Below are 18,779 nucleotides of genomic sequence, written 5' to 3'. Positions count from 1 at the left end.
TTGCCTCCGGGCCAACGCACACAGCCTCCGCTCTGCAAGAGCGGAGGCTTTTTCTTTGTGGGATCGTGCACAAAACAGGACGGAACCGGCAGCCTCCTGCCAGTCGCTGCCATTCCCTGAGCGCATTGTTGATGATTCGCTGACGGCACTGGAAATCCAGCTCCGTTCTTCCTACGTTCCGACCATACCTTTTCCCCCTGGCGTCCGATGGCCGGCTTCCGGCGAAACGCGCCTGCAACGATGGCGCGACTCTGCGCCGTGGGACGATCGTCATGGATGAAGTGCTCAAGGCCAAGCAGCGCGCGCAAGCCAACCAGTCGAGCCTGCGGGCCATCACCATCCGCGGCGCCCGCGAGCACAATCTGAAAAACATCGACGTCGAGATCCCGCGCGACAGGCTCGTCGTGTTCACCGGCCTGTCCGGCTCCGGCAAATCCTCGCTCGCCTTCGATACGATTTATGCCGAGGGCCAGCGCCGCTACGTCGAATCGCTGTCGGCGTATGCCCGCCAGTTCCTGGAGATGATGCAGAAGCCGGACGTCGACCAGATCGACGGCCTGTCGCCGGCGATCTCGATCGAGCAGAAGACGACCTCGAAGAACCCGCGCTCGACGGTCGGCACCGTCACCGAGATCTACGACTACATGCGCCTGCTGTGGGCGCGCGTCGGCGTGCCCTACTCCCCGGCGACCGGCCTGCCGATCGAAAGCCAGACCGTCTCGCAGATGGTCGACCGCGTGCTGGCGATGCCCGAGGGCACCCGCCTCTATCTGCTGGCGCCGGTCGTGCGCGGCCGCAAGGGCGAGTACAAGAAGGAGCTCGCCGAATATCTCAAGAAGGGCTTTCAGCGCGTCAAGATCGACGGCACCTTCCATGAGCTCGCCGAGGCGCCGACGCTCGACAAGAAGTTCCCGCACGATATCGACGTCGTCGTCGACCGCATCGTCGTGCGCCCCGACATCGGCCAGCGCCTCGCGGAGAGCTTCGAGACCGCGCTGAAGCTCGCCGAAGGCCTGGCCGTCATCGAGTTCGCGGACGCTCCCGCCTCGGCCGCGCCGGCGGAGGAGAAGGAAAAAAAGAAAACCGCAAAGATCCACGATAAGAGCGGGCCCGAGCGCATCCTGTTCTCGGAGAAGTTCGCCTGCCCGGTCTCCGGCTTCACGATCCCCGAGATCGAGCCGCGGCTGTTCTCGTTCAACAACCCCTACGGCGCCTGCCCGGAATGCGGCGGCCTGGGGGTCGAGCAGCACGTCGATGCCGACCTCGTCATTCCCGACAAGGACGTCACCCTGCGCAAGGGCGCGATCGCGCCCTGGGCCAAGTCGTCGTCGCCCTATTACCTGCAGACCCTGACCGCGCTCGGCAAGTTCTACAAGTTCACGCTGGACACCAAGTGGAAGGATCTGCCGAAGAAGACGCAGAACGCGCTGCTGCACGGCTCCGGCGACGACGAGATCAAGTTCACCTATGAGGACGGCGTCCGCGCCTACGACACCAAGAAGCCGTTCGAGGGCGTCATCACCAACATCGAGCGCCGCTTCCGCGAGACCGAGAGCGAGTGGGCGCGCGAGGAGCTCGGCAAGTACTTCAACGACGTGCCCTGCGCCGGCTGTAACGGCTACCGCCTGAAGCCCGAGGCGCTGTGCGTCAAGGTCGGCGGCAAGCACATCGGCGAGATCAGCGACCTCTCCGTCAAGGCGGCCGGCGAGTGGTTCGCCGAGGTGCCGAAGCAGCTCAATGCGCAGCAGACCGAGATCGCCACCCGCATCCTCAAGGAGATCCGCGACCGCCTCACCTTCCTGCTCGACGTCGGCCTCAACTACCTGACCCTGGCGCGCTCCTCCGGCACGCTGTCCGGCGGCGAGAGCCAGCGCATCCGCCTGGCGTCGCAGATCGGCTCGGGGCTAACCGGCGTGCTCTACGTGCTCGACGAGCCGTCGATCGGCCTGCACCAGCGCGACAATGCCCGCCTGCTCGACACGCTGAAGCGGCTGCGCGACCTCGGCAACACCGTCATCGTCGTCGAACATGACGAGGACGCAATTCGCCTCGCCGACTATGTGCTCGACATCGGTCCCGGCGCCGGCACCCATGGCGGCAACATCGTCGCCGAGGGCACGCCGGCCGAGATCATGCGCAATCCGGCGTCGCTGACCGGCAAATATCTCACCGGCGAACTCGAGGTGGAGGTGCCCGAGCGGCGGCCGCCGAACCATCGCCGCACCATCAAGGTCGTCAATGCCCGCGGCAACAATCTCAAGAACGTCTCGGCCGAGATCCCGCTCGGCCTGTTCACCGCGATCACAGGCGTGTCCGGCGGCGGCAAGTCGACGCTGCTGATCGACACGCTCTACAAGGCGATCGCGCGCAAGCTCAACGGCGCCAACGAGGCGGCGGCGCCGCACGACCGCATCGAGGGCCTGGAGCACATCGACAAGATCATCGACATCGACCAGTCGCCGATCGGCCGCACGCCGCGCTCCAACCCCGCGACCTATACCGGCGCGTTCACGCCGATCCGCGAATGGTTCGCCGGCCTGCCGGAATCCAAGGCGCGCGGCTACGAGCCCGGCCGGTTCTCCTTCAACGTCAAGGGCGGCCGCTGCGAGGCGTGCCAGGGCGACGGCGTCATCAAGATCGAGATGCACTTCCTGCCCGACGTCTACGTCACCTGCGACGTCTGCAAGGGCAAGCGCTACAACCGCGAGACGCTCGACGTGCTGTTCAAGGGCAAGTCGATCGCCGACGTGCTCGACATGACCGTCGAGGAGGCCGCCGAGTTCTTCAAGGCGGTGCCGCGCGTACGCGACACGTTCGAGACCCTGCGCCGCGTCGGCCTCGACTACATCCACGTCGGCCAGCAGGCCACCACGCTGTCCGGCGGCGAGGCGCAGCGCGTCAAGCTCGCCAAGGAGCTGTCCAAGCGCGCCACCGGCCGCACGCTCTACATCCTGGACGAGCCGACGACGGGCCTGCACTTCCACGACGTCAAGAAGCTCTTGGAGGTGCTGCACGAGCTGGTCGCGCAGGGCAACACGGTCGTCGTGATCGAGCACAATCTCGAGGTCATCAAGACCGCCGACTGGGTCATCGACCTCGGCCCCGAGGGCGGCGACGGCGGCGGCGAGATCGTCGCCTGGGGCCCGCCGGAGGACATCGTCAAGGCCCCGCGCAGCTACACCGGGCAGTTCCTGAAGCCGGTGCTGGAGAAGTCGGCCAAGCCGAAGAAGCGCGGCCGCGGCGCGGCGAGCGAAGCGGCGGAGTAGTTGCCCTCAATTCCCTTTTATCGATCGTCATTGCGAGCGAAGCGAAGCAATCCAGGGCCGCGTACGCGACTCTGGATTGCTTCGTCGCTGCGCTCCTCGCAATGACGCATGTGGTCGATATCGGTTCATGACAGCAAAGCCCGCCGCTCTCTGCAGAGCGGCGGGCTCGATGTTTCTGCAACGAACTCAGATTACCACTGGCGATAATACCCGCTCCGCGTGCCGTTGTTGTTGCCGCGCGGGCCGACGTCGCCCTGGGTCGAGCTTGGGGTCGGGTGGTTTGTGCCGTTGTAGCCGGCGCTCCAGCCCGGGCCGTCATACGGGCCCGGCGCGACGGCGACGTAGCCTTCCTCATAGACCGGCCCTGGCGCCCAGGCGAAGGAGTCGCGGTAGGCATAGGTGCTGGTGACCTGGCCGCCATAGCCGTAGCCGCCCGGCCCGTATTCTCCGGCCGAGGCGCCGACCGTGCCGGCGACCAGCGTGACGGCGGTGAGCGCTGCCAATCCAAACGTGCGTGTCATGAACTTGCTCCGTTGTTCCCAATTCATCGAGGAACAAACCATCGTCATGCCCCGGCAGTTCCGCCACCCGCCACAACATGTGTGCGACACAACGTGGCGCTCACGTTGCCGCGATCAGATGATCCGGAATGCTGGTCGCATCACCTCGCAAGCGACTGGGCGCCCTCTCGGACGACAAACCCGCCGCTCTTGTCGGAGCGGCGGGCTTGATCGACTCACTTCAGCGCGAGATGGCAACTACCACTGCCGGTAGGCGCCGGTCAGCGTGCCGTTGTTGTTGCCGGACGGACCGACGTCGCCCTGGGTCGAGCCAGGGGTCGGATGGTTGGTGCCGTTGTAGCCGTGGCCCCAGGCCACTGGGCCAGCCACCGGACCCGGCGCGTAGGCCGGCGCCGGCGCGGCGCCATACATCGGCTCGGAATCGGAGGTCTGCGCCGGCGGCACCCAGGCCATCGAGTCGCCGAAACGGGCATAGCCCTGCGCGGACGCCGCGGCGGTGCCGATCACCAGCGTGGCTCCGGCCAGCGCGGCCATCTTGATCGTGCGTTGCATGTCTCTCTCCTTGCTTCTGCGCGGGTCAACCACCGCACGGCGCAAGGCGTTCCTGCAGCGCACACTCACAAAAAACGTGATGAAAGGTTGATTGGCCGACGCACGGAGCCCCCCTTGCAGGACTGAGCGAACCCAGCCCTGCAAAAGCTGCCCTGCGGCGCTCAGGCCGCGACGGCGACCGCCCGTGGCCGCGCCACGCCGGTCTTGGTGACTCCCGGCAGCGGCGGCGCCTTCGTGCCGGTCGCATGCGGGAAATACTGCAGCTGCATGGAATGCATGTAGCCGGCTTCCGCGGTCCAGGAGTCGTTCGCCTCGACGATCGGCGTGATCGTGAACAGATCCGGATTGCTCGGCGCAATCGACGTATAGGTCGGGATCGCTGCGCTGAGCCACTCGAGCGGTTTGTAGATCGAGTAGTAGTTGGTGTCCTTCAGGACCGGCGCCGGCGGCGGATAGGTACCGAGAATTCCGTTCAGGTTGGCCCAGGCCATCGGCACGATATCGTTGCTGTTGACCGCCGCGTAATAGGTGTAGCTCTTTGCGAAGGTCGTCGCGAAGCCCGCGTTCCACATCGTCGGAGCCGCGAAGGTGTGCGGCCACAGCGTGAACGTCAGCGACGAGTTCAGCTTCGGCAACTGGTCCTGCAGCCACGCCGTCGCCACCACGGCGAGCGCGCCGCCGAGGCTGTGCCCGGTCACCATCAGTTGCAGGTTCTGCTTGGCCGCAAGGCCGCGCAGATAGTCCAGCAGCGACAGGTCCGTCGTGGGATCGGTGAGCGCGATGACCAGCGCCAGCGCGTCGTTGATTCCGGCGCTGATCTGCAGCGGCGCTCCGGCCTGCTGCGGATACAGCCACGGCACCTGGAAGACAGCATCGGCATCGGCGAGCACGTTCTCGAACGCGCCGGCGACCGAGCCATCGACATCGGTGCCGCGGAACGCCACCGCGTAGCTGCCGTCGTTGCCTTGCGCGACGTAGGCGAGCACGCCGTTGTTGACCGCCGGGCCCCAGCATAGCGACCACGGACCGTTCGCCGCACCCGATGGGACGGACTTCAGCATCGCCACGAAATCGCTCGGCTGAACCACATCGAGCGCGTCGTCGATATAGGCGAAGTAGGACAGATACGCTGCAGCAACCTTGTTGAGGGCCATGTGAAATCTCTCTGGCTTGAATGATGAAAACAATTTCGATCAAATCGGGCAGGCAGACCATGATCCGCCGGCCCGCCGGGATGATAGACCGCGTTATCTCCAGGTGCACATCACAACATGTTCAACCCCTGATCATCGAACGTCACCGTGGAGCTGCGACACGCAATGATCGCATCTCATTTGCGCGCCGCCCCTCCCATTGCTATGGCGCAGGGCTGTCGCAGGACGACACGCCTCGACGATCATCAGCTCCTCGCCACGCTCACCCCGCGCCCGGATGCCATATTCTCTCGTCATCTTCGATCTCGACGGCACCCTCGCCGACAGCTTCCCGTGGTTTCGCACCCACGTGAACGTCGTCGCGCAGCGCTTCGGCTTTCGTCAGGTGAAGGACGAGGACATCGACGGGCTCCGCCATGCCTCGACCCGTGAGATCCTCGATTTCCTTCAGGTGCCGCGCTGGAAGCTGCCCTTCATCGCGCGCCACGTGCGCCGACTGAAGACGGCGCATGCAGCGAGCATCCCGCTGTTTGCAGGCGTCGACATCATGCTCGACACGCTTGCCGCGAACGGCACCATGCTCGCATTGGTGTCGTCGGACAGCGAGGCCAACGCGCGGCAGAAGCTCGGATCGCGCGCCGGTCTGTTCGCCGATTTCGATTGCTCGGCCTCGGTGTTCGGCAAGGCACGGAAGTTTCGCCGGGTGCTGAAGCGGCTGCGCGTCGACCCAGCCCAGGCCATCGCGATCGGCGACGAGACCCGCGACATCGAGGCGGCGCGCGCCGCCGGCATCGCCTTCGGCGCGGTGACATGGGGCTATGCCGCGGAGCAGGCGTTGCGCGACCACCAGCCGGAGATGCTGTTCACCCGGATGGACGAGATCGTGGAGCGGTTGGTGGTGCCCGCCAGACGAGATTCGTAGCCTGCATCAGCGCCGCCGGCGACATGCAGGGATAGTGACGAGCCTCGATAACCTCACCGCGTCATTGCGAGCGCAGCGAAGCAGTCCAGAGTCTTCGCGCGGCCTCGATTGCTTCGCTGCGCCGCTGCGCTCGCAGTGACGGAGGCTGCAGATGCAACTCCATTTCCGCCACCGGCGGACCTGCTCACCGCCGCAGGAACGCGCCGAATGCGCGCGGACCGTCGCCGACCTTGATCTCTCCGGTGACCTTCAGCGCGGCCACGTCGATGACGCTCAGAATGTTGCTCTCCCAATTGGCGACGATGACGCGCTGGCCGTCGGCGGTCGCCTCGATGCCCTCCGGATAGTCGCCGACGCTAATGCGCTTGAGCGGCTGCAGGCTCGCCAGGTCGAACACGCTGACCGTGCCGTCATACTGGTCGGTGGCGAAGCCCCTGCCCTGCGCCAGCGCCACCGCATAGGGCCGCAAACCGGTCTTGACCCGGCCGATCTCGCGGCGCTCGGCGAGGTCGATCACCGAGACGTCGTTGGAGGCGACATTTGCCGTGTAGGCGCGCTTGCCCTCGGCGTCGATGGTGACACCGAACGGCCGCGTGCCGACCTTGATGGTCGCAAGGCGCTGGCGCGTCGCCGTGTCGATCACCGAGACCATGTCGTCATCGCGGTCGGCGGAGAGCAGCAGCTTGCCGTCTTGTGTCACCGCAAGCCCCGACGGCGAGGCGCCGACCGCGATGCTGCCGGTCACGGTCCGGGTCTTCGCATCGATCACGCGGATTGCGGCGTTGTACCAGTCTGCGACGTAGACCGTCGAACCGTCCGGCGTCACGGCAATGCCGAGCGGCCCGCCACCGACCTCGACCCGTCCAACCACCTTTCGCGCGACAGCGTCGACGACGCTCACGCTCTTGTCGTCCGGGCTCGCCACATAGGCGAAGCGTCCGTCGGCAGCCACCGCGACGCCGGCCGGCTTGCCGCCGATCGGGATCGTCGCCACCGGCTTCGAGGTCGCGAGGTCGACGATCGTCAGATCGTCGCTGAGCTGGTTGGTGACGAAGGCCTCCTCGGCATGGGCGATGATTGTGGCGGACGCGAGCAAGATACCGGACAAAAGCGCACGGAGATGATGCGGGAGACGATGCGCGCTGGCTTGGCATCTGCCCATGGACGGAAATGCGATCGCATATGGCAATCGGAGTTTGGCGCTCGTCTGCGCCAAGACCGCCATGGCCGGGTTGCTCGCAGCAGTCCGGTGAGATGGAGAGCGCCGACCAAGCAACATCGTCAATCCACGCTAGCTCCCGCTTTCCACCTTCTTCTTCAACCCTTCGAGTCCAGCCTTGTACAGGCCGGTCACCGCATTGACCGCAGCCTCGTCGTTCAGTTCCGGCGGCGGATCGTTGTTGGGGAAGCCGCGGTAGAACGCGCCGGTCCATTCGACCACGCTGCCCTTGCCGTCCGCGCTCGGCGTCACCGCGATGGTCGACGAGTAGTTCGTCACCGGCAGCACCTTCACGTCGACGGCGGTGATACGGTACGAATAGCTCATCTTCTCGGCGTCGTATTTGTAGAGCTCCTCGTCGACGGTAGCGCCGCCCTTCAGGGTCAGCTTGCGCGTGGCGCCAATCTCGTTGCCCTTGTCGCCCGCGGTCTTGTCGACGACGCCGAGCCAGCTCATGTCCTGGAAGTTGCCGATCACGGCCCACACCTTGGCGGGCGCGGCGTTGATCTCGACGTGCTCCTGCACCTTGCGCCGGGTCGGACCATGCGCATCCGCTGTGGTCAGGGCCGTCGTTGCGATCGCGAGCGCCGCCGTCACGGCCAGCGCCTTGCCGAACACCATCCTCATGTCGTTTCCTCAGTCACTCTCATTGGCCGGCGCATCCGGCGCGCGGCGGCGCATCTTTGCACCGCTCCCGATTGTTGCAACAAAAAAGACCGTGTCGTGGCCGATCAATTCGCGCCGCAGCAGCGCTTGTATTTCTGGCCGGAACCGCAGGGACAGGGGTCGTTGCGGCCGACCCTGCCGAACGACGCGAAGGGATTGGGCTGCCGGGCGAAGCTGGTGGACGCGGGCAGCGGAGCCCCGCTCTGCCGGTATTGATGCAGCGTCAGCACCGCCTCGCGGATATTCTGGGGCGCGTTGCGACTGAGATTTCGATATTCGACGGGATCCGGGTTCTCGTCGAGAGTTGCACCGATCATCATCATCAGACCGACCGCAGCCATGGCGACTTCGCCGCCCACCCGCTCATACGCATCGAACCTGTCACGACGCAGGTTCGTGGCCGCCGCGAAGCCGTCGATCCACAGCTCCCAGACGACCTCGCCGTTGAAGCCGTCGATGGGAAAGCGCGGCTGGTACTGCTCCGGATGATGCGCGAGCGTCAGCGCGATCTCCCGGTGATAGTCCATGACCAGCCCGAGCACCTCGTTGGCATGGTCGATGCTGGTGAACACGGAGCGACGGCCCTTGCCGAGCCCGAAGGCCGCCGCGAACCATTCGCCCGGCGGAATCGGCTCAGGGAGCACGAGCAGGCCGGCGATGAAGCCGTCGAGCTCCTCCAGCACCATGGCGCGATCATCCAGGGCCAGGAGCGCCTGTTCGAGCTTGTCGTGGCGACCGATCTGCTCCGGCATGCAGCCCCTCTTCCTTCGCTCCTGTCACGTTCCGAGTCGCCCGACGGGCACGGCGCGCACATGGCCGAGCCACGACGCGGCCGTTTTGACACCAAAACGGCCATGCGCGCAAAACCTAAATTTGCGCACGGGATCAGCGGCATCACCCTTGTCCAGTCCTGCCGTGAAAAATATTCCTGTTTCGCCATTTCGGAATTTCTGTTTTCCTGCATGCGTCCTGTCCTCACGAGAGGGGCGCTTCGCGGTCGTCACGGGCGTGGAGGGCGGGATGCGATGGACGTCACGGGCCCGGCGCTTTTGCGCAGACGACGGGTTTTGTGGCGGACGGCGAAATCGTGTGGTCCTGACCTCCCGACGCTGAGGTCAAGTGGGTGTCGATGCCTTCAAGGCGTCGCGCCGATGACGGTGGCCAGAAGGCCCGGCGCACCGAGGAGAGCGCGTATAAGCCGGTAGAAACCGTCGCGCAGGGAAGGCCGGTGGCGGGCTCAAGCGGTGGTCGCAACACCAAGTGTTTTCATTCGTGACAGCAGCTCGTCAAGCGCTTCTGCTGGAGTTTTCCATCCTAGCGTCTTTCTCGGTCGGGAATTGAGCGCTGCGGCCACGGCGGCGATCTCGTCAGCATCGTAGACGCTCAGATCGGTACCTTTCGGGAAGTACTGCCGCAGCAGGCCATTCGTGTTCTCGTTCGTGCCACGTTGCCAGGGGCTTCTTGGATCGCAGAAGTAGATCTGAAGGTCTGTATCGATCTTGAGGTCACTGTGTTGAGCCATTTCGGTCCCCTGATCCCAGGTTAGCGAGCGGCGGAGTTCTTTGGGCAAGGTGACGATGGTGCGCGTGATCGCATCGCGTACCGCTTCAGCTCCGTGTCCGGAGAGCGCAGGCCCATCCTTCGTACGTGGGCCATCGTCAAACCCCGGCAGCCGTGGAAGGTGCAGGAGCATTGTAAACCGCGTGCTGCGTTCGACCAGCGTGCCGATTGCCGAGCTGGCGGAGCCGACGATCAGATCTCCTTCCCAATGTCCCGGCACAGCTCGATCCGCGACTTCGGCCGGACGCTCACTGATCATGATCTCTGGCGATATGAAGCCTTTGCTGCGCTTCCGCGTACGCGCTCGGGGCACGCGCAGCGCACGTCCCGTTCGCAAACAGGACGACAACTCGCGTTTCAGCGCTCCTCGGCCCTGAACAAAAAGCGCCTGGTAAATGGCTTCGTGGCTGATGCGCATCGCCTCGTCATCCGGGAAGTCGATCGGTAAGCGCCGGGCAATCTGCTCGGGACTCCACGCTTTCGTCCACCCCTGATCCTGGCTAGAGCCCGCACGACCGGCCTTCCGCCGAACGCCGCCTGGAGGTGCGACAAACCCTGCAAGCCGCTCTTCAACATAAGCGCGCAAGGCGGCGTTGCTTGCAAGCTTGCTCGGCTTAGGACGCCGGGCCGATCGATCTGCATGCCACTGGGCGGCCGTCGCCCGATAGGCCATCTTGCCGCCGTGCGTGGCCGCATTGCGATCGAGTTCACGGGAGATGGTCGAGGGAGATCGATTGAGACGCCGCGCTATCTCTCGTACAGAATGGCGCTGCGCATTCAGCAGCGCAATCTCTTCGCGCTCAGAAAAAGAGAGGTGCCGTCCGGAGAGCGGCTTCGCTGAAGGTCGGAACATTGCCGGTGCCACGCCGCCCGCTTTTCGAAATAATCGGGGGCCGACAGCATCCGATAATCCAGCAGCCAGCGCAGCATTCTCGCTGTTCAACCCAGCGGCAATCCCACGCCAAAATTTCTGCTGTTCCGCACGCCCCGCAACTGGTGGGCGCCCCAATGATCCCAGCTTGCCCCGCGTTGACCGTTTCTTTCGAATGCCCATCGCAACCTCCTCATCGAGTGTTGCGACGACCAATTGAATCCGCCGGTTGTTCGGCCAATCCTGTGGTTCCTGCCGCCTGCATTTTTTTCGCAGGCGGGCCATGGGTGCGGCCTGCACCCGGCCTTCCCTGCGCCCTCTCACTGAGGAGGGCGGAATGAACGTCAAAGCTCGGGTGCACTTGGCACGGCGAGAACGCGCAGTCATGTCTCTCCGTCATCGCGAGGAGCAAAGCGACGAAGCGATCCAGAGTCCTCGTGGGTCCTGGATGGCTTCGCTTCGCTCGCAATGAGGGCCGAGCAGGCTTCGCTCTGCTCGCCTATCATCCCGGCCTCACTCCGCCAGCACCGCCTGCACGAAGCCGTCGGGGTCGGCGCAGAACTCACGCATCGCCTTGAAATGATCCGTATCCTGCACCGCGACCTTCTCCAGGCCGTATTTGGTCAGCCGCAACAGGGTCGCGCCGGGATAGGCCATCAGGACCGGCGAATGCGTCGCCATCAGCACCTGGCAATGGCTGGAGTCATCCATGCGCCGCATCAGCTTCAGGAACTCGATCTGGCGCGCCGGCGACAGTGCCGATTCCGGCTCGTCGAAAATGTAGATGCCCTGGCGCTGGCAGCGTTCCTCGAAGAAGCGCAGGAACCCCTCGCCATGCGAATGGGACAGGAAGTCGGGCGGCGGCCCGCCGAACGGATCGTCCAGTGCGGCCTGATCGAGATAGCGCGCCACCGAAAAGAAGCTCTCGGCGCGGAAGAACCAGCCTTGCGTGATCTTCGGCAACCAACTCGCGCGCAGCGCGGCGGCGAGTGCGCCGCCCATACGCTCGATCGCACGCCCATGGTCGACCGGCATGTAACCCTTGCCGCCGCCAGCTTCGTCGTAGCCCGCGAGCGCGGCAATGCCTTCGAGCAGGGTCGATTTGCCGGTGCCGTTCTCGCCGACAATGATGGTGATGGCGTTGGTGAAGCTGAGCTCGAACGCGTCCTGCAGGAACGGCAGGCAAAACGGATAGGCCGCGCGATCGGAGATCTTCGCCGGATCGAGCCACAGCCGCTTCAGATAAGGGGCCGGCAGCCGGATCTCGCGTTGCTTCCTCGCCATGACGCCTTCACAACCTCGGTGACATCACCGGCAATCTCGCACATCGCGCCCGCATCGGCCACCGGCCCACGCGGGCTACGCCACGACCTCCAGCACCAGCTCCATCGTCATCAGCACCGGATTGTCGCCGCGGACGAGGCGCCCCCGCGCGAGCGCGCCGGTGTAGTCGACCAGCGCGGCGTCAACAGTGGCTTCAAGGCCGTCGTCGCCCGGCGCGATCGCGCCGGCGGTGATGGTCAGCTCCGTCGCGAACGGCTCGACGACGACGCCGTCCTCGAAGCGCGCCCCGATGGTCGAGCCGACGCCGCCGCGAATGCGGGCCTTGCTGATCCCCTGCGCCCGGCAGAATGCCTCAAGGCAGCCGGCGAAATCCTGGTTCGGCCGCAGCCGGAGCGCGAAGGCGCGGCGATCCGTCATGGCGCCGCTTCGCGCGGCCGCTACCGGCCCGAACAGCTTGAAGCCGGTCTCGACGTCCGGCTCTGCCGTGAAGATCGCGCCGTCGAGCCCGAAGGCGTCGACCTCGAACGGCTCGGCAACGATGGTCTCCTCCGGCAGGATGTGCCCGCCGCCGTTGCGGCTCCCCTCCTCCATCCACAGCGCGTGGCAATGGAAGAATGGCGCGCCGTCGCGCACGCCGAGCGTCATCGTCCCCGTCGACAGGCGCGTCACACCGGCGGGACGATAGGTGTCGCTGTAGAACGCGGCATGATCCGCCGTCTTCGACAGCGCCGGCATCACATAGGCGAACGGTCCGAGCGCACCGCCTTTGATATCGAGCACACCGCCGGCAAAGCCATTGGCCGCAAAGCCGCGGCGCGCGGCGTCCAAGAGCGGCAACCCCTGCTCCATGGTGAAGGTGAACACACGGCCGCGGGCCTCGACCCACTGGATGCGATCCGCGACGGGCGCACCGGGCTGGGTGATGGATCGCATCACGCGTCAGCCCTGCCTGGTGAGATCGAGCAGGCCGCGCGCCTCGAGCTCGTCGCGCACCAGACGCTTCGGAATCTTGCCATAGCCCGATTTGGGCAACGCGTCCCAGAAGAAAAAGCGCTTCGGCATCTTGTAGCGCGGCAGCTTGGTGGCGAGATAGCCGGCGATCGCGCTCTCGCTCGGCGCGGCCGCACCTTCGCGCGCCACGCAGACGGCAACACCGACCTCGCCCCACACCGGATCGGGCACGCCGAGCACCGCGACCTCGCCGATGTCGGGATGCGTCAGGATCTTTTCCTCGACTTCGCGCGGATAGATGTTGGAGCCACCGGAGATGTACATGTCCGAGGCGCGGCCGGTGATGTAGACGAAGCCCTGCGCATCCATGTGGCCGAGATCGCCGGTGCGAAACCAGCCGTCGCGAAACGCCTTCGCATTGGCGTCGGGATTGTCGTAGTAGCCCGCGAACACGGCCGGACCGATGACGCAGATCTCGCCGGTCTCGCCCGGCTTCAGCTCGCGTCCCTGATCGTCCTGGATCGAGACCTGCATGCCCGTGCGCTCATAGCCGCAGGTGCCGATCCGCGCCTCCGGTCCATCCTCTTCCTCGTGCGCCGCGGCCGGGAACACAGTGATGTTGCCGGTGACCTCGCCGAGGCCGAAATACTGCACGATCACCTTGCCGAGCCGCGCCAGCGCGCGCTTCTGGTCCTCGCGATACATCGGCGCGCCGGCATAGATCACGTGGCGCAGCGAGGAGTGATCGAACTGGTCGACCGCGGGATGCTCGACCATCATCTTCAGGATGGTCGGGACCGTGAACAGGTTGCTGACGCGATGCATCTCGATCAGGCGGAAGGCTTCGGTGATGTCGAACTTCTCGCTCGGCAGCAGCACGGTCTTGGCGCCGCGCGCGCTCTGCATCAGCTGGTGCACGCCGGCGCCGTGCGACAGCGGCGCCACGACGAGAGACGCGTCGTACTCGGTCGTGCCCGGCGTCAGATCCGCGAGATGATTGGTGATGACGAACGCCATCTGGCCATGCGTCAGCACCGCCGCCTTGGAGCGACCGGTCGTGCCGGAGGTGAAGAAGAACCAGCAGGGATCGTCATGCTCGACGGCCGCGTTCGCGACGTGTGCGCCGACATGCGCCTTCATTGCGTCGGCCACGGCCCCCGTGCCGAAGCTGCCGCCTTCACCGATGCGCCAGGTAAAGTCAGCAGTCGTCACTGCGGCAGCATGATCCGGAAAGTCGCCGTGGCAGAGAAACGCCTTCGCGCCCGAGGCGGTCGCGAGATAGGCGACCTCGTCCGGCATCAGTCGGAAATTGGTGGGCACCCAGACCGCGCCGAGCCGGAACGCGGCGAACATCGAGACGAACATCTCCTCGCAGTTCTTGGAGTGCACCAGAATGCGATCGCCCTTGGCGATCCCCTGCTCGGCCAGCGCCGCCGCGAGCGCCGAGACCATCGCGTCGATTTCGCGCCAGGTCCACGACCTCTCGCCCCAGACGAAGCCGACGCGGTCGCCGAGCCGGCGGCCATTTTGCGTGACGATATGCGCGAGGTTCATCACCCGGCGGGACATGCGCAGGGGTGCCGGTGTCATCGACAATCTCTCGCGCCGCTGCTGCTGACGAACAGACCCATGGAAGCGTCCCCTCGATCGATCCTTCAGGCGATCTCAGCCGCCCGATACCTTTGGGCCTGTTTATCCCGGTCCTGCTCGCCCTCGCAAGGCCGGCCTCCCCATCCCACCCATGCGGTGGCGTGTTTCGAACGGATGCGGATGCCGCGCGACAAACCGTGGCCGGCCGCGCATTTCTTCATATCACCGCGCGCCGAATCTGATTTGAGGACAACCATGATCGATCGTCGCTTCCTGCTTCTCGGCCTCGCTGGCGTGCTCGCCGCTTCTCCGCTGCACGCGCAGGCGCCTGCTTCCAGCGAGCCTGTCGGCATCATGACTGCGATCTACACCCGCGTCGCCAAGGGCAAGGGGGAGGATGGCGGCACCTTCGTCATCGAGGACAAGGCGGCGCGCGCGAAATATCTGTCGAAGTCGCTGGCCGCCCAATGGGCGAAGATGGACGCCCGCACGCCCAAGGGCGAGGTCGGGGCGATCGATTTCGATCCCGTCACGAATTCGCAGGATCCCGATGTCGCCTCGTTCAAGGTGACGTCGGAAATGCAGGACGGCGACAAGGCAACCGTCGCGGTCAGTATTCGCGGCCACCGGACCGAGCGCAAGGAACAGGCCGACGACATCATCCGTTACGACCTCGTGCGCGAAGCGGGCCAATGGAAGATCGACGACATCCGGGGTGCGGTCGATGGCAAGCCATGGTCGATCCGTGCACTGCTGGCGGAGTTCCTCAAGATCACCGAGAAACCTAAACGAAAGTAGAGGCGCATGACTGATGTCCGTGACAACAAGGCCGGGAGCCGCTTCGAGCTCGACATCAACGGCCACGTCGCGTTTGCCAATTACCGGGCCACGCCGCAGGGGGTGATCATCACCCATACCGAGACCCCGCTACCGCTGCGAGGCCGCGGCATCGGTTCGCAGCTCGTGGAAGGTGCCCTCGCGCTGATCCGCGCCGACGGCCGCAAGGTCATCGCGGGCTGCAGCTTCGTCGCCGACTACCTCCGAGACCATCCGGAGAACCGGGACATCATGGCCTGATGGGCCGTGGAATTACCGGGCGAGACGATTGGACGGAGCGCCTTAACGCAATGGCTACCTGGATGGATCAGCAATCCCCCGCCGAGCAAGCAACCAGACCCATGGGGAGAGGCACATGTTCATCACAGCCATTTTCGACGTTCTCAAGCGCTACGTTCACTACCGCACGCAGCTCGCCTATCTCGACCAGCTCGACGAGCGCACGCTGCGCGACATCGGATTCGACCGCGACCAGCTACATGCGGAGGCCTGGGAACGCGCCGGCTTCGTGCACGTCTGAGGCGCTGGCACAGCCTCACGCCAGACGCGATCCAAGACGACAAAGGCCCGCACGATGGCGGGCCTTTCGCTTCTTGTTCTTGCCGTGAGCGGCGCACGCTCAGTGCTTGATCTCCGGCGGCAGTTTGCCGCCATTGGCGGCGAGCTTGCTCATCACCTGCTTGTGCAGCCACACGTTCATGCTGGCGGAGTCGTTGGTGTCGCCGCTATAGCCGAGCTCCTTGGCGAGCTCCTTGCGCGCAGCGAGGCTCGAATCGATATCGAGCGCCTTCATCAGGTCGACGATCGAGGTTCGCCACTCCAGCTTCTCGTGCTTGGCAGCCGCCGCCTTGTCGACGATCGCAGCCACATCGACATTTTGCGGCGCAGCAGCCGGGGCCGCCGTCGGGGACGCAGCCGCGCCGCCGGCCGGCGCGGCGCCGCCCGCGGCGGGCGTGCTGCCGCCGGCCGGTGCCGCCTCGGCATGATGGCCGAAAATCGCGCCCATGATCTTTCCGAAAACGCTCATCAATGGCTCCCAATGGATGGTGATCGTAAGAAGAACTCGGCCGGCGATGTTCCGTTGCAGAGACGCCCGTCGGAGCCGCTCCGCCACCGCCGTGGCCTGCCAAACGCGAACACGGCGACGAATGTGAAGCTTACCCAAGGCGGAATGACGGCGGAACGACTTTATTGGACCATGCTCAGGCTTCTGCATGGGCGTGCCAAGCTAATGCACTGCGACATTCACAGCCCTCACCGAGGCGTGAGTAGGCGCAGCCTGTTTTGCCACTATCCTGATGACTTCCGTTCGCGAATGGCCGCCCCGAGGTTCGTCGCGTCTGGCCATCCGCGAATTTGTTCCAACGAGAAGCGCAGCCCGCCTGCGTGGTTGGGAAGCGCCCTGCGCAAGTTGAGGGAGCACACGACGATGGCTACCTACCACAGCAATGCTGCCTCCCACGTTCGGGCGGCAGACGAGGTCGCGGCTGAGCTGACGATTCGTACGATCGACATGTCGAGCCTGATGCGTGCGCTGCGGCTCGGCTGGGATGACTTCAAGGCAGTGCCGAGTCACGCCGTGATGCTATGCGCGATCTATCCCGTTCTCGGCCTGGTGCTGGCGCGTGCAGTGTTCGGCTATGCGGTGGTGCCGCTGTTGTTTCCGCTGGCGGCCGGCTTCGCCCTGCTCGGCCCGTTCGCCGCGCTCGGTCTCTATGAGCTCAGCAGCCGCCGAGACCGCGGCGAGGACACCAGTGCCTGGGATGCCCTGGAGGTGCTGCGGTCGCCGTCGTTCGGCTCGATGCTCGGACTGGGCACGCTGCTGTTCGCGCTGTTCGTCACCTGGGTCGCGACCGCGCAGGCGATCTACGTCGCAGTGTTCGGCTATGGCGGCGCGACCGGTGTGAGCGATTTCCTGCAGCGGGTCTTCACCACGCCGCAAGGCTGGTGGCTGATCGCGGTCGGCTGTGGCGCAGGCTTCCTGTTCGCGTTGCTGGCGCTGTGCCTCAGCATCGTGTCCTTCCCCTTGATGCTCGACCGTCACGCCGGCGCGCTCGAAGCGGTCGTCACCTCGCTCCGCGTGGCGGCCAAGAACCCAGTTCCGGTTGCGGCCTGGGGCCTCATCGTCGCAGTGCTTCTGGTGGCCGGCACGATCCCGTTCTTCCTCGGTCTCGCCGTCGTGATCCCGGTGCTCGGCCACGCCACCTGGCATCTCTACCGTGAGGCCATCGCGATCCACCCCGACGCCGCCCGGATCGTGCCGCCGGTCCCCCGCAGCTCCAAGCCCGCGGCCGATTTCCCGGCGAACCTGTTCCCATGGCGCTCGCGTGACCAGATGTGAGGACGCAGCGATGAGTTTTCACTGCCGCCGGCCTCCGGGCCGGCGGTCGCGTCGAGCGGCCGCAGAGTGTGGCGGCGCTCACGAAATCCGACGCCAATGTGATCGAAAGGCCTTGCTGCTGCCGCGGTTACGCCCGACATGGAGCACGCCCAGCAACGCTTTTTGAATCCATTGCCGTCCAGGTGTTTCGATGATTGCTCGCGTTCTCGCCGTGTCCGCTCTTGCCTGTCTCGCTGCCCTTACCCCCCTGTCAGCGCCAGCGCACGCCGCGGTACCTTGCGGCAACGGCAATTTCGACGGCTGGCTCGCCGAGTTCAAGACCGAGGCTGCGGCCAAGGGCATCTCGCAAAACACGATCAATGCGGCGCTGACGGGCGTGACGCCGGACCAAAGCGTGCTGAACCGCGACCGCGGTCAGAAGGTGTTCAGCCAGACCTTCGAAGAGTTCTCCGGGCGCATGGTGCCGCCGCGCCTGACCCGCGGCTCCAACATGCTGAAGCAATACGGCTCGGTGCTGTCGCGGATCGAGCAGAGCTACGGCGTGCCCGGCGAGGTGCTGGTCGCGATCTGGGGCCTCGAGACCGATTTCGGCGTCAATGTCGGCAAGTTCCCGACCATCCGTGCGCTCGCGACCTTGGCCTATGACTGCCGCCGCGCCGAGCAGTTTCGCGGCGAGTTGCTGGATGCGCTGCGGATCGTCGACCGCGGCGATCTCCAGCCGGCCGAGATGCGCGGCGCCTGGGCCGGCGAGATCGGACAGACCCAGTTCATGCCGTCGTCCTGGATCAAATATGCCGTCGATTTCGACGGCAATGGCCGGCGCGACCTGATCCGCAGCGCGCCCGACGTTCTCGCCTCCACTGCGAACTATTTGAAGGGCTATGGCTGGCAGAAGGGCAAGGACTGGGAGCCCGGCGGCCCGAATTTTGCGGTCATCCAGCAGTGGAACAAGAGCGAGGTCTATGCGCGGACGATCGCGACCTTCGCGACGCAGCTGGCGCGGGCGCCATAGCCTGCCCGGAAAAAGGCCGATCGCGGTGACGCG

Annotated in this window: 18 protein-coding genes; 7 read left to right on the top strand and 11 right to left on the bottom strand. The window is 65.4% G+C overall.

What is annotated here, in order from left to right; genetic code table 11:
• Positions 1-272: 272 nt before the first annotated feature.
• Positions 273-3,266, top strand: a complete 2,994-nt coding sequence (gene uvrA / locus QX094_RS25545; RefSeq protein ID WP_316188290.1) for an excinuclease ABC subunit UvrA — start codon at positions 273-275, stop codon at positions 3,264-3,266.
• Positions 3,267-3,457: 191 nt separating this feature from the next.
• Here uvrA and QX094_RS25540 read toward each other — a convergent pair whose 3' ends face one another.
• From QX094_RS25540 to QX094_RS25530, 3 genes are all read right to left on the bottom strand, one after another.
• A complete protein-coding gene (locus QX094_RS25540; protein ID WP_316188289.1) occupies positions 3,458-3,787 on the bottom strand; it encodes a hypothetical protein in 330 nt (109 codons plus the stop codon).
• Between the two features lie 237 nt (positions 3,788-4,024).
• Complete coding sequence (locus QX094_RS25535) at positions 4,025-4,339, bottom strand: hypothetical protein (RefSeq protein ID WP_316188288.1); 315 nt, start codon at positions 4,337-4,339, stop codon at positions 4,025-4,027.
• Positions 4,340-4,500: 161 nt separating this feature from the next.
• Positions 4,501-5,493 (bottom strand): lipase family protein, encoded by a 993-nt coding sequence (locus QX094_RS25530; RefSeq protein ID WP_316188287.1) that lies wholly within the window; start codon positions 5,491-5,493, stop codon positions 4,501-4,503.
• A 277-nt stretch (positions 5,494-5,770) separates the two neighbouring features.
• Between QX094_RS25530 and QX094_RS25525 the strand changes: the two genes are divergently transcribed.
• Entirely contained in the window at positions 5,771-6,415 is a 645-nt protein-coding gene (locus tag QX094_RS25525) for an HAD hydrolase-like protein (protein WP_316188286.1), read from the top strand.
• A 184-nt stretch (positions 6,416-6,599) separates the two neighbouring features.
• On the opposite strand, the gene QX094_RS25520 is transcribed toward QX094_RS25525, so the two are convergent.
• The 7 genes from QX094_RS25520 to QX094_RS25490 form a co-directional block, all read right to left on the bottom strand.
• Positions 6,600-7,577 (bottom strand): cytochrome D1 domain-containing protein, encoded by a 978-nt coding sequence (locus QX094_RS25520; RefSeq protein ID WP_316165340.1) that lies wholly within the window; start codon positions 7,575-7,577, stop codon positions 6,600-6,602.
• A 129-nt stretch (positions 7,578-7,706) separates the two neighbouring features.
• Entirely contained in the window at positions 7,707-8,261 is a 555-nt protein-coding gene (locus QX094_RS25515; RefSeq protein WP_316165339.1) for an SRPBCC family protein, read from the bottom strand.
• A gap of 104 nt (positions 8,262-8,365) precedes the next feature.
• Positions 8,366-9,052, bottom strand: a complete 687-nt coding sequence (locus QX094_RS25510; RefSeq protein WP_316165338.1) for a UPF0149 family protein — start codon at positions 9,050-9,052, stop codon at positions 8,366-8,368.
• A gap of 485 nt (positions 9,053-9,537) precedes the next feature.
• A complete protein-coding gene (locus tag QX094_RS25505; RefSeq protein ID WP_315715219.1) occupies positions 9,538-10,914 on the bottom strand; it encodes an IS30 family transposase in 1,377 nt (458 codons plus the stop codon).
• Between the two features lie 330 nt (positions 10,915-11,244).
• Positions 11,245-12,015, bottom strand: coding sequence for an AAA family ATPase (locus tag QX094_RS25500; protein ID WP_315827535.1), 771 nt, complete (start codon positions 12,013-12,015; stop codon positions 11,245-11,247).
• A 75-nt stretch (positions 12,016-12,090) separates the two neighbouring features.
• On the bottom strand, positions 12,091-12,948 hold the full coding sequence (locus QX094_RS25495; RefSeq protein ID WP_316188441.1) for a PCC domain-containing protein: 858 nt from the start codon (positions 12,946-12,948) through the stop codon (positions 12,091-12,093).
• A gap of 6 nt (positions 12,949-12,954) precedes the next feature.
• Positions 12,955-14,556: an acyl-CoA synthetase gene (locus QX094_RS25490; RefSeq protein ID WP_316188285.1), complete on the bottom strand. Its 1,602-nt coding sequence runs from the start codon at positions 14,554-14,556 to the stop codon at positions 12,955-12,957.
• Positions 14,557-14,811: 255 nt separating this feature from the next.
• Here QX094_RS25490 and QX094_RS25485 point away from each other — a divergent pair, with 255 nt between their 5' ends.
• The 3 genes from QX094_RS25485 to QX094_RS25475 all read left to right on the top strand — a co-directional run bounded on the left by QX094_RS25485 (position 14,812) and on the right by QX094_RS25475 (position 15,913).
• Entirely contained in the window at positions 14,812-15,354 is a 543-nt protein-coding gene (locus QX094_RS25485) for a DUF3828 domain-containing protein (RefSeq protein ID WP_315827630.1), read from the top strand.
• A gap of 6 nt (positions 15,355-15,360) precedes the next feature.
• Positions 15,361-15,633 (top strand): GNAT family N-acetyltransferase, encoded by a 273-nt coding sequence (locus QX094_RS25480; RefSeq protein WP_315711742.1) that lies wholly within the window; start codon positions 15,361-15,363, stop codon positions 15,631-15,633.
• Between the two features lie 115 nt (positions 15,634-15,748).
• On the top strand, positions 15,749-15,913 hold the full coding sequence (locus QX094_RS25475; protein ID WP_315751025.1) for a DUF1127 domain-containing protein: 165 nt from the start codon (positions 15,749-15,751) through the stop codon (positions 15,911-15,913).
• 99 nt (positions 15,914-16,012) lie between these two features.
• On the opposite strand, the gene QX094_RS25470 is transcribed toward QX094_RS25475, so the two are convergent.
• Positions 16,013-16,420 (bottom strand): DUF3597 domain-containing protein, encoded by a 408-nt coding sequence (locus QX094_RS25470; protein WP_315827531.1) that lies wholly within the window; start codon positions 16,418-16,420, stop codon positions 16,013-16,015.
• Between the two features lie 402 nt (positions 16,421-16,822).
• Here QX094_RS25470 and QX094_RS25465 point away from each other — a divergent pair, with 402 nt between their 5' ends.
• Together QX094_RS25465 and QX094_RS25460 are read left to right on the top strand one after the other, a co-directional pair.
• On the top strand, positions 16,823-17,734 hold the full coding sequence (locus QX094_RS25465; protein ID WP_315711738.1) for a DUF2189 domain-containing protein: 912 nt from the start codon (positions 16,823-16,825) through the stop codon (positions 17,732-17,734).
• 190 nt (positions 17,735-17,924) lie between these two features.
• Positions 17,925-18,746, top strand: coding sequence for a lytic murein transglycosylase (locus QX094_RS25460; RefSeq protein ID WP_315711736.1), 822 nt, complete (start codon positions 17,925-17,927; stop codon positions 18,744-18,746).
• Positions 18,747-18,779 lie beyond the last annotated feature (33 nt).

Origin of the sequence: Bradyrhizobium sp. SZCCHNS1050 (assembly GCF_032484785.1) — a bacterium.
Lineage (GTDB): Bacteria > Pseudomonadota > Alphaproteobacteria > Rhizobiales > Xanthobacteraceae > Bradyrhizobium.
This window is presented reverse-complemented; position numbering and strand designations above follow the sequence as displayed.